This is a genomic window from Rhodanobacter terrae (assembly GCF_042657005.1).
Lineage (GTDB): Bacteria > Pseudomonadota > Gammaproteobacteria > Xanthomonadales > Rhodanobacteraceae > Rhodanobacter > Rhodanobacter terrae.
This window is the reverse complement of record NZ_JBHSNG010000002.1, coordinates 141047-155058: the sequence shown is the minus strand read 5'-3', so window position 1 is coordinate 155058 and position 14012 is coordinate 141047. Positions and strand designations below refer to the sequence as shown.

The window sequence follows — 14012 nt, the reverse complement described above, 5'->3', positions numbered from 1 at the left end:
TTTCCAGTGCTTGTCACCGCAAGTCATCAAGAGAAAAGGCTCTCAATTTTTGCGTCTGGACTTATTCAGACCATCCCAGCCGGCGGGGACGAGCCGGAGATCAGGCCTTCAGGTTTTCCTGCAGCACGCCGTTGTGCAGCACCAGCGTGCGATCCATCCGCGCCGCCAGACGAGTGTCGTGGGTGACCAGGATGAAACTGGTGCCGATCTCCCGGTTGAGCTCCAGCATCAGCGCGTAGACCTGCGCGGCATTGCCTTCGTCGAGATTGCCGGTGGGCTCGTCGCCGAGCACGCAGGCGGGCCTGGTCACCAGCGCGCGCGCCACCGCGCAACGCTGGCGTTCGCCGCCGGACAGTTCCGACGGCTTGTGATGGGTGCGGCCAGCCAGGCCCACCCGCTCCAGCAAGGTCATGGCTTGCTGTTGTGCCTCGCCGATCGCGGTGCCGCGGATCAGCAGCGGCATGCACACGTTTTCCAGCGCGGTGAACTCGGGCAACAGGTGATGGAACTGGTAGATGAAACCGAGCGAGCGGTTGCGCACGCGGCCGCGTTCGGCGTCGGACAGTTTCGACAGCACGCGGCCATCCACTTCCACCTCGCCGGCGGTCAGCGTGTCGAGGCCGCCGAGAATATGCAGCAACGTGCTCTTGCCCGAACCGGAGGCGCCGACGATCGCCATCGTCTGGCCGCGCTTCAGGGTGAAGCTGACGTCGCTCAGCACATCGGTGCGCAGGCCGCCTTCGTCGTAGGTCTTGGCAATGTGGCTGGCACGCAGCACGTTTTCGCTCGACGGCATCGTGGCGCTCTCTTTCCTGGTGGTCTCATTCATAGCGCAGCGCCTGCGCCGGCTGCGTGCGCGAGGCGCGCCACGCGGGATAAAGGGTGGCCAGCAGCGAGAAGGCGAAGGTCAGCAACGCGGTCCAGAGCACGTCGTGCCAAAGCAGCAAGCTCGGCACCTCGCTGATGTAGTAGACGTCCGGCGACAGGAAGGTGACGTGGAACGTGTGCTCGATCCACTTGATGATGCCCGGCAGCTTCCACGACAGCAGCGAGCCCAAGCCCACGCCGAAGCCGATCCCCACAAATCCCACCAGCACGCCCTGCACCATGAACATGCCCATGATGCTGCGCGGCGTGGCGCCGAGCGTGCGCAGGATCGCGATGTCGGCCTGCTTGTCGGTGACCAGCATCATCAGCATCGAGATCAGGTTGATCACCGCGACCAGGATGATCAGCGACAGGATCACGAACATCACCATCTTTTCCATCGACAGCGCCGCGAACAGGTTGGCGTTGGTATCCATCCATGTCTGCACGCGATAAACCTGGCCCAGCTGGTCGGCCAGTTCGCGGGCGACCGGACGGGCATTGAACAGGTCGTCGAGCTTCAGGCGGATGCCGGTGGGGCCGCTGAGGTCGTTGAGCTTCTCGGCATCGCTGATGTTGACCAGAGCCAGGCCGGAATCGAACTGCTCCATGCCCAGCTCGAACGTGCCCACCACATGGAAACTGCGCATCTTCGGAAAACTGCCCATCGGCGAGGCGCGCAATTCCTGCACGGCCATGGTCACCCGATCACCGACACTGACCCCGAGCGTCATCGCCAGCTCCCGGCCCAGCACGATATTCCAGCTGCCCGGGGTCAACTCATCAAGCTTGCCCTCAAGCATGTGCTTATTGATGTCGACGACCTTCGGCTCCTGCGTTGGCTCGATGCCGCGCACCATCGCTCCGCTGGAACGCCGAGCCAGCAACATCGCTTCGGATTCGACGTACGGCGCGGCGCCCAGCACGTGTGGATTCGCCTCGGCTATCTTCAATGCACGCGGCCAGTCCTGCACGCTTTCGCCGATGCCAGCGACGGTGGCGTGCGAGATCGCGCCGAGAATGCGCGAACGCATCTGGTAGTCGAAACCGTTCATCACCGACATCACCGTGATCAGCGCGATCACGCTGATCGCGATGCACACGATCGATACGGTGGAAATGAAGGAGATGAACTGGTTGCGCCGCTTGGCGCGGGTGTAGCGCAGGCCGATGAAGAGTTCTAGCGGTCGGAACATGGGCGGGTCGCTTGTGGGGATCGCAGGGCGGGCCGCCCGGTCGTCCATTATCAGGTATTCGATGGGACCGCGCTGCGGCGGCGAAGTTGCCGGTGGCGGGGGGCATGAAGGTCAGAGCTGCGGCACGGCGCCGTCCGGCTGCATCGTTGCCAGTCGCATGCGCAGACGGCGGCGGATATCGGCGTCGCTGTTGTCCGGCGCCAGCAACAGCACCTGCACGCCGTGTTCCACGGTTTGCAGACGCAGCAGCACGAAGTCGCCGAACACACGGAATGAAGCCAGCGTGGCCGGTACGTCCTTGTGGTCGATCAGGCGCAGCGTCCAGTCGGTTTCGGCGCTCCAGCCTGCAGCGGCCACCGGAACAGCGGCGAGGCGGCGCACCGATCGCCATGTCGCCAGCGCTGCGGCGAGGCCAAGCGGCAATTTCAGCCACAGCGCCAACCCGCTCAGCGCCACGGCCAGCACGGCCACGGCGGCGACCGCGATCAGCGCTCGCCGCAGCAGCCGCGAGGGCCGGCATTCAAAGCCGATGGCGGGTGCGGATGTCATCGATGATCGCCTGCCAGTCCGCCCGCGCGGGGCGCGCATGGCCCATCACCCAGTCCCACAGATCCGGATCCTGCGCGTCGAGCAGTTCGTCGAACGCCTGCTGCTGCGCTTCATCCGCGCTGGCGAAACGCTCGTCCAGCCAGCCGCCGAACAAGGCGTCCAGCTCACGGGTACCGCGGCGGGCGCGCCAGCGCAGGCGCTTGAGACGGGCAGCTTCAGCTTCCATGAGATCGATTCGCGCGAAGCGCCTCCGTTGCCTCCTCTCCCCCGCGGGGAGAGGTTATGCGGCGTCGCCGCCACGCGGCGACAGGTGCTCTTATGCCGAACGCCGCTCCACCATCAGCTTCTTGATCTCGGCAATCGCCTTGGCCGGATTCAGCCCCTTCGGGCAGGTGCGCGTGCAGTTCATGATGGTGTGGCAGCGGTACAGCTTGAACGGATCTTCCAGATCGTCCAGGCGCGCGCCGGTGGCTTCATCACGCGAATCCACGATCCATCGATAGGCCTGCAGCAGGATCGCCGGACCGAGGTACTTGTCGCCGTTCCACCAGTAGCTCGGACAGCTGGTCGAGCAGCAGGCACACAAGATGCACTCGTACAGGCCGTCCAGCTTCTTGCGCTCTTCCGGCGACTGCAGCCGCTCGCGATCCGGGGCCGGACTCTGCGTGCGTATCCACGGTTTGATCGAGGCGAACTGCGCGTAGAAGTGGGTCAGGTCGGGCACCAGATCCTTCACCACCGGCATGTGCGGCAGCGGATAGATCTTCACGTCGCCGGAAGCGCACTCGCTGATCGCGCGGGTGCAGGCCAGCGTGTTGGTGCCGTCGATGTTCATCGCGCACGAACCGCAGATGCCTTCGCGGCAGGAACGGCGCAGCGTGAGCGTGGGATCGATCTCGTTCTTGATCTTCAGCAGCGCGTCCAGAACCATCGGACCGCACGCGGCCAGGTCGACCTCGTAGGTGTCCGTGCGGGGGTTCTGTCCATCATCCGGCGACCAGCGATAGATGCGGAAGGTACGCGGCTTCTTCGCATCCTTGGCCGGGTAGTGGCGGCCCGGCTGGATCTTGGAATTCTTCGGTAGCGAAAACTCTGCCATGTGCTGAACCCTTCAACTTTCTGCAGGAGGGCTTGCGCCCCGGCCGTACAACCAATGATGTTGCCGCCACGCTGCGGCCGCAGCCGCACCGTGGTCAGTAGACGCGCTTCGCCGGCGGCACAGCCTTGACCTCGTCGGTCATCGGATTCATGTGCACCGGGCGGAAGTCAAAGCGCGACTTGCCCGCCTCGTCGACCCATACCAGGGTGTGCTTCATCCAGTTGACGTCGTCGCGCTCAGGGAAGTCTTCGCGTGCATGCGCGCCGCGGCTTTCCGGCCGCTGTTCGGCCGAATGCATGGTCGCCACCGCCTGTGCCAGCAGGTTGGACAGTTCCAGCGTCTCGATCAGGTCGGAGTTCCATACCAGCGAACGGTCGCTGACGCCGACGTCCTCGAACATGTCGAACACTTCCGAGATCTTCTGCTTGCCTTCGGCCAGCGTGGTGCCGGTACGGAACACCGCGGCGTCCTTCTGCATCGTGCGCTGCATCGCGGCGCGGATCTTCGCCGTCGGCATGCTGCCCTTGGCGTTGCGCAGCGCGTCGAAACGCGCCAGCGACTTGTCCAGCACATTGGTCGGCAGATCCTTGTGCGCCGCACCCGGCTGGATCAGTTCGGCGCAGCGATGCGCCACTGCCCGACCGAACACCACCAGATCGAGCAGCGAGTTGGAGCCGAGCCGGTTGCCGCCATGCACGGAGACGCAGGCCGCTTCGCCGATCGCGAACAGGCCCGGCACGATCGCGTCGACATCGTCGCCGCGCTTCTGCACGACTTCGCCGTGATAGTTGGTCGGGATGCCGCCCATGTTGTAGTGCACGGTCGGCAGCACCGGGATCGGTTCCTTGGTCACGTCCACGCCGGCGAAGATGCGCGCCGACTCGGCGATACCCGGCAACCGCTCCTGGATGACCTCGGGGCCGAGGTGCATCAGGTTGAGATAGATGTGGTCCTTGTGCTCGCCGACGCCGCGACCCTCGCGGATCTCGATCGTCATCGCACGGCTGACCACGTCGCGCGAGGCCAGATCCTTCGCGCTGGGCGCATAGCGCTCCATGAAACGCTCGCCGGCGGAATTGGTGAGGTAGCCGCCTTCGCCGCGCACGCCCTCGGTGATCAGGCAGCCGGCACCGTAGATGCCGGTCGGATGGAACTGCACGAACTCCATGTCCTGCAGCGCAAGACCCGCGCGCAGCACCATGCCGCCGCCGTCGCCGGTGCAGGTATGCGCCGAGGTGGCGCTGAAGTAGGCGCGGCCGTAACCGCCGGTCGCCAGCACCACGGCCTGGCCGCGGAAGAAATGCAAGGTTCCTTCGTTCATGTCGAGCGCGAGTACGCCGCGGCACGCGCCGGCTTCGTCGAAGATCAGGTCGATCGCGAAGTATTCGATGAAGAACGCGGCGTCGTGCGCCAGCGCCTGCTGGTACAGCGTGTGCAGGATCGCGTGGCCGGTGCGGTCCGCCGCGGCGCAGGTGCGCTGCGCGGTACCCTTGCCGTAATGCGTGGTCATGCCGCCGAACGGGCGCTGGTAGATCTTGCCTTCCTCGGTACGCGAGAACGGCACGCCGTAGTGTTCCAGCTCGATGATCGCGGCGGGCGCGTTCTTGCACATGTACTCGATCGCGTCCTGGTCGCCGAGCCAGTCGGAGCCCTTGATCGTGTCGTAGAAGTGGAAGCGCCAGTCGTCCTCGCCCATGTTGCCCAGCGCGGCGGAGATGCCGCCCTGCGCCGCCACGGTGTGCGAACGGGTCGGGAAGACCTTGGTGATGCAGGCGGCCTTGAGGCCCTTCTCGGCCAGGCCGAAGGTGGCGCGCAGACCCGCGCCGCCGGCGCCGACCACGATCACGTCATACAGGTGTTGCTGGACTTTGTAGCTTTCCATGAAACCTTTTCCTCGCGTCTTATGGGGTCAGCGCAATGCGCAGCACGGCCAGCACGCTTGCCAGCGCGCCGAGTACCGCGAGGAACTTGATAGCCACCAGCAGGGCGACTTCTTTCCAACGGGTGTGCACGTAATCCTCGATCACCACCTGCAGGCCCAGCACGGCATGCCAGAACATGGTGAGCACGAACGCGATCAGCAGCAGCGCATTCCACGGCTTCGCCACGGCGGCGCGCGCGGTGGCGTAATCGGCATGCAGCAGGCTCAGCACGATGATGACGAACCACGCGCCGAGCAGCACCAACGCGGCGGCCGTCGTCCGCTGGGTCCACCAGTGGGTCACACCGGACTGGGACGAACCCAGTCCGCGGGCCGTCTTCAACGGGTTGCGCCGATCTTTCACGACGGCGTCCTTCGCGCTCATGCCGCACCTCCCGCCATGACACAGGCCCAAACCAACACGGTGAGCACGAAACTGCCGACGACCGCCAGCCAGCTGGAGCGTACGAACTGGGGAATCTCGTAACCGAGGCCGGTATCCTGGACCAGATGGCGGATGCCGTTGCACAGGTGGAAGAACAACGCCCAGCTCCAGCCGATCAGCAGAACCGTGCCGAGCGGGCTGCCGACGATGCTCCTGAAATCATTGAAGCTGTCTTCGCCCGCTGCCAGATTCCACAGTCCGCATACCACCAGCAGGCTGCCGACGGCCAGCGCTATTCCAGTGGCTCGATGCAAGATGGAAGTCATCATCTGCACTTGCCACTTGTAGATCTGTAGATGCGGCGAGAGCGGTCGTTGCGTGTCTGCCATGGCGGCTACCCCGAGTGGAATCGCTGTTCGTGCTGATGTCAGTGCCGCATCTTCCCCTGTACGCGATCGGCGACGAGCGCCTTTGCGGTCGTTCAGAAGTCGATACAGCGCCCGTTCTTTTCCCAGTCGCCGTAGCGGGTGGGGTCCGGAGCCGGCCGCTCGGCCGGCAACTTGTCCTGCGCCGGGCCCACGGGCACGACGATTGCTTCCGTCGAAACGGAGGCTGGCGTGGGTTCGGCTGAGGAGAAGGTATCGGACATGATTTTTTTTGTAAGCCGATGAAGGTTAATACTTGCGGCAAAGCAGCACAACCTTGACTGAGACACTGCATTGACGGTGACGCCTGCGAAGAATTGACCGGAGCATCCCTAGCACTTGCGAGGGGTTCCCGTTGCCCCAATGTCACGCTGCCTATGCCGACATTCTATCCCGCGGAAACCCTGCTGATCGAAGGCCCGGATGCGATGGCGTTTGCGCATGCGCAGTTCAGCAGCAACGTCAGCTCGCTTGCCACCGGCCGGTGGCAGTTCAGTGCATGGCTCGATCCGCAAGGCCGCGTGCGCGCGCTGTTTCATCTGGCCCGACTCGCCGACGATCGCTATCTCGTATTGCTGCGCGGCGGCAGTGCACTGGCAATGGTCGAAGCGCTGCGTCGTTTCGTGTTCCGCTCGAAACTCAGCCTGGCGGCATTGCCGCTGCGCGCATTGACCACTGGCCCGAGCATGCCGCTGCACATGTTCGGCGACGACGCGGGGATACTCTCGCTGGGCTGCGACACGCATAGCTTGCAGATCACCGCGTCGGAGATCGGCGACGATGCATGGCGCTTGCCGCAGCTGCGCGCAGGCTGGCCATGGCTGCCGACGCAGAGATTGAACGAGCTGCTGCCGGCTTCCTTGTCGCTGCAGCGCCTGCATGCGGTCGCGGTCGACAAGGGCTGCTACCCCGGCCAGGAAATCGTCGCACGGCTGCACTACCGTGGCGGCCACAAGCGGCACCTGCACAGCGTCACATTGTCGCAAGCAGCGAATGCCGGCGACACGTTGCGCGATGGCGATCGCGAAGTCGGCTGCGTGCTCGATGTTGCGGCCGCGCATGACGGCATCGCCGCGCTCGTCGTGTTGGTCGATGACGTTGCTGCACAAGCGCGCGAGGGATATCTTGGCCCACTCGACGACGGCTTGAAGATTCATCTCGACGCGTCATGGCCGGCATGAAGCGATGCTCGTCTCCACTGGCGGAATGCGTAGTGGCAAATGTCAACGAATCGTGAGCAGCAGCTAAACTTTAATCACTCGGCACTTGCCAGTGGCGAATACCGCCACTAGGCTTCCCCAATCGAATATCGCGGCATCCGGAACACGGGGTGTCGAAGTACGCGACGAACCGGAAGAATCCGAATCGGCGCGACCCGGCAGCAACATCGCCGGATGGCATACGCCTCGCATCCAACGAGCGCGCAGCAGTTGCAGGCAACACGGCCGACCCGGCACGCGCAACGCCCGGCAGCACAATTCCCGATCGGCACAGACAGCCGCTCGACCCGCCACAATCCCGTGGCAAAGCGCCTGACCACAAGTTTCGGTCATGGCGATAGATCCAGATGGAACGGCCTGCCCGCCCGTCCATCGCAACGGCGCTCAAAGCTTGCAGTCTGCTTTGCGCGTACAGCACGTTGGAGGCAGAACTCGTGAAACTTTCCATGTTGTTGTGGCTGACGTCATTGATGCCCCAGCCCATCGCCGACCATGCTTGCCTCGCTACCACCGTCTATCTGGAAGCGCGCAGCGAATCGACCAACGGCCAGCTCGCCGTCGCCGAAGTTGCCCTGCGCCGGCGCGACCGCGGCCAATGGGGCAACACGGTATGCAAGGTAGTGACCGCGCCGCATCAGTTCGCGACCACCACCACGCCAGGCTCATTCGAGATTTCCAATCTGGAATCCTTCAGCAAGGCGTGGCAAATAGCCGGCAGGTCGCTCAGCAACTGGGAGCTGCCGCTGGCGCAACGCCATATGGTGGTGCCTCGCGCCGATCACTTCGCCACGACGGCAATCAGTCCGGCCTGGTCGCACAACCGCCCCAGCGTGACGATCGGCGAGCATGCCTTCTACGCAGTGAATTGATCGACGATTCGCCATTTTGCGTCATTAAAAAAGCCCTCGCATGAGGGCTTCTTTAATTTTGGACGTCCATATAAATGGACGTCCATACGGCCGAGTCGAATCATCGCGCGTAGACGTGGCCGTTGCTGACGACGACATAGTCGCCATTGCGAACACCCGGATCCTCGCGCTGGGTCACCGTGGCGTATTGGCCGTTGTCGAGCCGCACTTGGATGCGCCAGGCAACGTTGCTCCCGTCGCTGCGCTTGCCGACCTGGTTGCCGACGACACCGCCGGCAACCGCACCAGCCACGGTAGCCGCCTTGCGGCCATCGCCCTTGCCTATGGTGCTGCCCAGCACACCGCCGGCGACCGCACCGATGATCGCCCCCAGCGTACCGCCATTGCCGCTACCGCCATCGGTGTAGACCTGCTGCACGTCCTGCACCACGCCGCACGTCTCGCAACGGGCGTTTCGACTGCCATACCCGCCCTGCTGGCCCTGGTAGTAGCCGCGGTTGTAGTTGCCGCCGTTGTTGTAGGGAGCGGTGGTACAACCGACAAGGGACAGGCCCGCCGTCAGCGCAGCCGCGAGGGCGATCTTGCTAGTCAGTGCATTCATGGGGTCGCTTCCTTTTCAGTGGTCGATTCAGCGGGCGTCGGAGACAGCCGTCACACCTTCCTGCACCTGTACCCGATCGCCCGGGTCATGATCCATGCGCACGGTGCGGGTAACCCCGTTGTACACATAACGCACGTCGTAGCCGACGATCTTGCTGCTGGCATCGTTGACGGTGTCGCACTTGCGCTCGACCGACGTGGTCACCTGTGCATGCTGACGACTGGCCTCGATGCGGTTGCCTGCATAGCCGCCGCCGACAGCGCCGGCCACCGTGGCCAGGGTGTTGCCCTTGCCGCCGCCGACCATGTGGCCGAGCAGACCGCCGGCCACCGCACCGATCGCCGTGCCCGCAATCCGATGCTGGTCCTTCGGGGGTGCCGTCCGCGAGACAGTCTCGTCGTGGCAGACCTCACGGGGGTTGTTCACCGTCGAACGCACCGGATCAACGCTCACGACCTTGGCATACTTGGCGCCGGCATCGGCACCCGCACTCGCATCAGCGGAACCGTTCGAAACACCGGCATCCGCATTGCGGTTGCAGGCCGACACGCCTGTCGCAAGCACCGCGGCCATGGCCACATTGAGTACATTGACCGTTAACCTGTTCATTACCGTCCTCTCCTCTGTTTGTTTAGATGTGCATCGCCCGGCAAGGGTTTGCCTCATCGCAATAATCTGCGATGCCATTGAACCGTTGTCCAACTGAATCGGAGCTAGCTCGTGGCCGTTACATTATCTTCACATTGAAACTACAGAACTCTCTCACGGCGCACGAAAAACACAGCATGTCCAAGTTTGTCGACAGCCACGTTCATCTTGACGACGACGCATTCGACGCCGACCGTGACGCGGTGATCGAACGAGCCGGCCGGGCCGGCGTCGACACGATGATCATACCCGCCGTCGATGCCGACAGCTGGTCGCGGATCGCGGCACTCTGTGCGAACTACCGTCAGTTGCATCCGGCCTTCGGCCTGCACCCGATGTTTCTGTCCAGGCACGCACCCGGACATGTGGAAGCCCTGTCTGCATGGCTCGACGAAAATCCTGCGGTCGCGGTCGGTGAGATCGGCCTGGATTTTCATGTGGACGGTCTCGACCATGAACTCCAGCGACATTACTTTCTGCGCCAGCTGCGGCTGGCACGGGAGCGGGACCTGCCGGTGATCGTGCACGCGCGCGGCGCACTGGAAGAGGTGAGCCTGACCCTGCGCCGCACCGGGGGCCTGCGCGGCGTGGTGCACAGCTTTTCCGGCAGCGAGCAGCAGGCACGGCAGTTGTGGGAGATCGGCTTCCACCTCGGCATTGGCGGCCCGGTCACCTATCCCCGCGCGCAACGTCTGCGCCGCATCGTAGCGCAGACGCCGATCGAATTCCTGCTGCTGGAAAGCGACGCTCCGGATCAACCCGACGCAGCCCATCGCGGCGAGCGCAACGAGCCGGCACGAGTCGCCGAGGTATTGCGCTGCGTTGCCGAATTGCGCGGTGAATCCCCCGCCGACATCGCCGCTGCAACCAGCGCCAATGCGCAACGCCTGTTCGGGCTGGCTCGCCACGACAGCTGAGCGGCTATTCAACCACCGTGTCGACGGCCACTTGCGCAAGCGATCCCTGGCTTGCTATCTTTTATTTCATCGATGAAATATAAATTGATGAAATGGCGCGACTGACAAATTGCATCGCGATGATGGACGAGGGCATCGGCCGGGTGAGCCAGATCATCCCGCAGCTGCCCGCCGCCGAAGCGCGGCTGAGCCGGCTGATGCTGATGGTCAGCGCCAGCCTCGAGGAGGAGCTCGAGTTCAAGCTCAAGCCGCACAAGCTCAACCACAGCGAATTTCTCACGCTGATGGTCCTGTACAGCCGCCCGGACGGCAGCTCGACGCCGGGCGAGCTTTGCGAGTTCGCCTCCCAGGGCGCCACCAACATGACCCGCATCGGGAATGCCCTCGTGAAACGAGGCCTGATCACCCGTGGCGCCAGCGAAGAGGATCGCCGCTGCGTACTGATCCGCATCACCGCGGCAGGCCGGCGTTTCGTGCAGAAGGTGCTGCCGCCGATGTTCCCCCGCGTCGCCACCCTGTTTGCCGGCTTCAGCGACGGCGACAAACGCAACCTGAGCCGCTTGCTGCGCAAGCTGGCCCGTAACCTCGACCAGTTGAGCGAGGCCCCCCAGCCATGAAGGAAGCTCCGATGACGCATGCCCTGCTACGCGGCCGCACGGTGCTGGCCGCGGCGACCCTGCTTGCGCTGGCGGCCTGCGCCGGTACACCGAACAGGCTTGGCTCGCCGACGTTGCGCGACAACGTGCCCCTGGCCGGCCTGCAGGCGCCGGTCCGCCCCGGCTGGCCCGCGGCATCGTGGTGGCGCCAGTACGACGACCCGCAATTGGATGGGTTGATGGATCGGGCCATGCGGCAGTCGCCGGATCTCGCCCTGGCGCAAAGCCGCGTGCAGAACGCCGACCAGTCCGCACGGCTTGCCGCGGCGCAACTGGGGCTGTCGGTCAACGGCAATGCGCAGGTATCGCGCACACGCATGAGCGACCACGGACTGATCCCGAGCAAGTTCCTCGGTTTCTCCTGGTACAACCAGGCCGACCTCGGCGTGCAGCTGCAATACGACTTCGACTGGTGGGGCAAGAAGCGCGCCACCATGGAAGCCGCGCTGGACCAGGCGCATGCCGCCGAGGCACAACGCAGCGCCGCCGCGCTGGCGATCCAGTATGCCGTCGCCGACACCTACTTCGGCTGGCAGGCCGATCAGGCGCGCCTGCAGCTGGCCGATCAGCTGCTCGCCACCCAGCAACAGCTCATGCACATCGCTGAATTGCGGGTGCGGCAAGGCGTCGACCTGCCGGACGAAGCGCAGAAAGCCGGGGCGCAGCTGGCCGCGGTGCGCGAAATGCGCGTGGCGCTCGACGGTTCGGCGAATATCCGCCGCGCCGCGCTCGCCTCGCTGCTCGGCGTCACGCCGGCCCAACTGCCGCAGCTCAAGGCTCGCCCGCTGCCGACGGTCGCACTCGGCATACCGGCCCAGGCCGGACTGGACCTGATCGCCCGCCGCCCGGACATCGCCGCCAGCCGCTGGCAGGTCGAGGCCGCGCTGAAGCAGACCGATGCGGCGCGTGCCGAGTTCTTTCCCGACATCAGCATCACCGCGCTGGCCGGCCTGTCCAGCATCGACATGGGCAAGCTGCTCACGGCCGGCAGCCGCACGTTTGCACTGACCCCCGCACTGCATCTGCCGATCTTCAACGGCGGTGCGCTCGAGGCCAACTACGGCCTGAGCAGGGCCCAGCTCGACGCAGCGGTGGCGCAGTACGACAGCACGGTGCTGGTCGCCGCGCGCGAGGTGGCGACACAGGCCTTGGGTGCCGAACAGATCGCGGCCCGCCAGCACGAACAGCAGGCTCAGATCGATGCCGACCAGCAATTGCTGGCGAGCGCACGGGCGCGCATGCACCAGGGCGTGCGCGACGCCCGTGAAAGCCTGGGCGCGCAAGCCCAACTGCTGCAGCAACGCGATGCCGCGGCCCAACTGCAGGCGCAGGCGCTGAGCACGGATCTCGCCCTGATCAAGGCACTCGGCGGCGGTTATCGCGACAACCCGTCGGCCGCCGCCCGCACCGAATCCCCCTCCTCTTCTGTTACCACCGGAGTCGCCGACCATGAGCGCCACTGAGTCCGACAAGGCGTCCGTCGACGCCAACGACAGCGGCATGGCCGCAAAAGACCCGGCCAAGCGCCGGCGCGTACTGCTGATCGTGGCCGGCGCGTTCATCCTCGCCGGACTGTGCTGGTTTCTGCTGTGGCTGTTCGTGTTTTCGACGCGCGTGAAAACCGACAACGCCTACGTCGGCGGCAACCAGGTGGCGATCTCGGCGCAGGTGCCGGGCACGGTGGTGGCGATCCTCGCCGACGACACCCAGCACGTCGACGCCGGCCAGGTACTGGTGAAGCTGGACAGTACCGACGCCGACACGCGCCTGCAGCAGGCGCGCAGCGCGCTGGCCCAGGCGGTGCGCGGCGTGCGCCAGCAGACCAGTTCCGCCAGCAGCGCGGATGCCCAGGTGGCCACTGCCAGGCTCGCGCTGAAGAAAGCCGAAGCCGATCTCAAGCGCCATCTGCCGCTGGTCGCCGCGCAGGCCGAATCGCCCGAGATCGTGCAGCACATGCGCGATGGTGTCGAACAGGCCCAGGCCGCCTTATCCGCCGCCGAGGCGCAGTCGGCCGCCGCGCATGCGGCGATCGAAGGCACCGATGTGGCGCAGAACCCGGCTGTGCTGCAGGCCCGCGCGAACTTCCGTGCCGCCTGGGTCGCGGCCCAGCGCAACGAGATCTATGCACCGGTGTCCGGCTACGTCGCCGAACGCAGCGTGCAACTGGGCAACAGCGTCGCGGCCGGCCAGCAGCTGATGACCGTAGTGCCGCTGCATGACCTGTGGATCGACGCGAACTTCAAGGAAAGCCAGCTGCGGCATATCCGCATCGGCCAGCCGGTGACTGTGACCTCCGATCTGTACGGCGGCGATGTGGAATACCAGGGCAAGGTGATCGGCCTCGGCGCCGGCACCGGCAGCGTGTTCTCGCTGCTGCCCGCGCAGAACGCCACCGGCAACTGGATCAAGGTGGTGCAACGCGTACCGGTACGCATCGCACTGGACAACCAGGCGCTGGACAAGCATCCGCTGCGCATCGGCCTGTCGGCCGACGTGACCGTGGACATCCGCGACGACAAGGGCAGCATGCTGGCCAATACGCCCGCGCAACAGCCGGTGGCGCAGACCACGGTGTACGACCAGATGGCCAGCAAGGCGGATGCGGAGGCCGACCGGATCATCAGCGCCAACCTGCCCCACACCGCCGCCGCCAACTGAG

The 14012-nt window shown here is 65.0% G+C and carries 17 protein-coding genes; 6 read left to right on the top strand and 11 right to left on the bottom strand.

The window, feature by feature from the left end; all coding sequences use genetic code 11:
* Positions 1 to 100: 100 nt before the first annotated feature.
* From lolD to ACFPPB_RS02585, 9 genes are all read right to left on the bottom strand, one after another.
* The gene (lolD, locus tag ACFPPB_RS02625) at positions 101 to 829 is read right to left on the bottom strand and encodes a lipoprotein-releasing ABC transporter ATP-binding protein LolD (RefSeq protein ID WP_377324125.1); all 729 of its coding nucleotides are present in this window, start codon (positions 827 to 829) and stop codon (positions 101 to 103) included.
* Positions 822 to 2063 carry a lipoprotein-releasing ABC transporter permease subunit gene (locus ACFPPB_RS02620; protein WP_377324123.1) on the bottom strand — a complete coding sequence of 414 codons (1242 nt, stop codon included), beginning with the start codon at positions 2061 to 2063 and terminating at the stop codon, positions 822 to 824. Before ACFPPB_RS02620 ends, lolD begins: the two co-directional genes overlap by 8 nt.
* Before the next feature lie 111 nt (positions 2064 to 2174).
* Positions 2175 to 2612: a protein YgfX gene (locus tag ACFPPB_RS02615; RefSeq protein WP_377324121.1), complete on the bottom strand. Its 438-nt coding sequence runs from the start codon at positions 2610 to 2612 to the stop codon at positions 2175 to 2177.
* Positions 2584 to 2838, bottom strand: coding sequence for an FAD assembly factor SdhE (locus tag ACFPPB_RS02610; RefSeq protein ID WP_377324119.1), 255 nt, complete (start codon positions 2836 to 2838; stop codon positions 2584 to 2586). Before ACFPPB_RS02610 ends, ACFPPB_RS02615 begins: the two co-directional genes overlap by 29 nt.
* Before the next feature lie 90 nt (positions 2839 to 2928).
* Positions 2929 to 3711, bottom strand: a complete 783-nt coding sequence (locus ACFPPB_RS02605) for a succinate dehydrogenase iron-sulfur subunit (RefSeq protein ID WP_377324117.1) — start codon at positions 3709 to 3711, stop codon at positions 2929 to 2931.
* A 94-nt stretch (positions 3712 to 3805) separates the two neighbouring features.
* On the bottom strand, positions 3806 to 5593 hold the full coding sequence (gene sdhA / locus ACFPPB_RS02600) for a succinate dehydrogenase flavoprotein subunit (RefSeq protein ID WP_377324115.1): 1788 nt from the start codon (positions 5591 to 5593) through the stop codon (positions 3806 to 3808).
* A gap of 19 nt (positions 5594 to 5612) precedes the next feature.
* Complete coding sequence (gene sdhD, locus ACFPPB_RS02595; RefSeq protein ID WP_377324113.1) at positions 5613 to 6017, bottom strand: succinate dehydrogenase, hydrophobic membrane anchor protein; 405 nt, start codon at positions 6015 to 6017, stop codon at positions 5613 to 5615.
* Positions 6014 to 6406 (bottom strand): succinate dehydrogenase, cytochrome b556 subunit, encoded by a 393-nt coding sequence (sdhC, locus tag ACFPPB_RS02590; protein ID WP_377324111.1) that lies wholly within the window; start codon positions 6404 to 6406, stop codon positions 6014 to 6016. Before sdhC ends, sdhD begins: the two co-directional genes overlap by 4 nt.
* A 92-nt stretch (positions 6407 to 6498) precedes the next feature.
* Complete coding sequence (locus ACFPPB_RS02585; protein ID WP_377324109.1) at positions 6499 to 6666, bottom strand: DUF1674 domain-containing protein; 168 nt, start codon at positions 6664 to 6666, stop codon at positions 6499 to 6501.
* Positions 6667 to 6819: 153 nt separating this feature from the next.
* Between ACFPPB_RS02585 and ygfZ the strand changes: the two genes are divergently transcribed.
* Together ygfZ and ACFPPB_RS02575 are read left to right on the top strand one after the other, a co-directional pair.
* Positions 6820 to 7623, top strand: coding sequence for a CAF17-like 4Fe-4S cluster assembly/insertion protein YgfZ (ygfZ, locus tag ACFPPB_RS02580; protein ID WP_377324107.1), 804 nt, complete (start codon positions 6820 to 6822; stop codon positions 7621 to 7623).
* Between the two features lie 485 nt (positions 7624 to 8108).
* Positions 8109 to 8531, top strand: a complete 423-nt coding sequence (locus tag ACFPPB_RS02575; protein WP_377324484.1) for a cell wall hydrolase — start codon at positions 8109 to 8111, stop codon at positions 8529 to 8531.
* Positions 8532 to 8631: 100 nt separating this feature from the next.
* Here ACFPPB_RS02575 and ACFPPB_RS02570 read toward each other — a convergent pair whose 3' ends face one another.
* Both ACFPPB_RS02570 and ACFPPB_RS02565 read right to left on the bottom strand, forming a co-directional pair.
* A complete protein-coding gene (locus ACFPPB_RS02570) occupies positions 8632 to 9132 on the bottom strand; it encodes an outer membrane lipoprotein (protein WP_377324105.1) in 501 nt (166 codons plus the stop codon).
* Between the two features lie 27 nt (positions 9133 to 9159).
* The gene (locus ACFPPB_RS02565; RefSeq protein ID WP_377324103.1) at positions 9160 to 9741 is read right to left on the bottom strand and encodes a glycine zipper 2TM domain-containing protein; all 582 of its coding nucleotides are present in this window, start codon (positions 9739 to 9741) and stop codon (positions 9160 to 9162) included.
* Between the two features lie 176 nt (positions 9742 to 9917).
* On the opposite strand from ACFPPB_RS02565, the gene ACFPPB_RS02560 reads away from it, so the two are divergent.
* The 4 genes from ACFPPB_RS02560 to ACFPPB_RS02545 all read left to right on the top strand — a co-directional run bounded on the left by ACFPPB_RS02560 (position 9918) and on the right by ACFPPB_RS02545 (position 14011).
* A complete protein-coding gene (locus ACFPPB_RS02560) occupies positions 9918 to 10697 on the top strand; it encodes a TatD family hydrolase (RefSeq protein ID WP_377324101.1) in 780 nt (259 codons plus the stop codon).
* A 92-nt stretch (positions 10698 to 10789) separates the two neighbouring features.
* A complete protein-coding gene (locus ACFPPB_RS02555) occupies positions 10790 to 11314 on the top strand; it encodes a MarR family winged helix-turn-helix transcriptional regulator (protein ID WP_377324099.1) in 525 nt (174 codons plus the stop codon).
* 11 nt (positions 11315 to 11325) lie between these two features.
* Positions 11326 to 12816 (top strand): efflux transporter outer membrane subunit, encoded by a 1491-nt coding sequence (locus tag ACFPPB_RS02550; RefSeq protein ID WP_377324097.1) that lies wholly within the window; start codon positions 11326 to 11328, stop codon positions 12814 to 12816.
* A complete protein-coding gene (locus ACFPPB_RS02545) occupies positions 12803 to 14011 on the top strand; it encodes an HlyD family secretion protein (RefSeq protein ID WP_377324095.1) in 1209 nt (402 codons plus the stop codon). The genes ACFPPB_RS02550 and ACFPPB_RS02545 overlap by 14 nt, the downstream gene beginning before the upstream one ends.
* Position 14012: the final 1 nt, after the last annotated feature.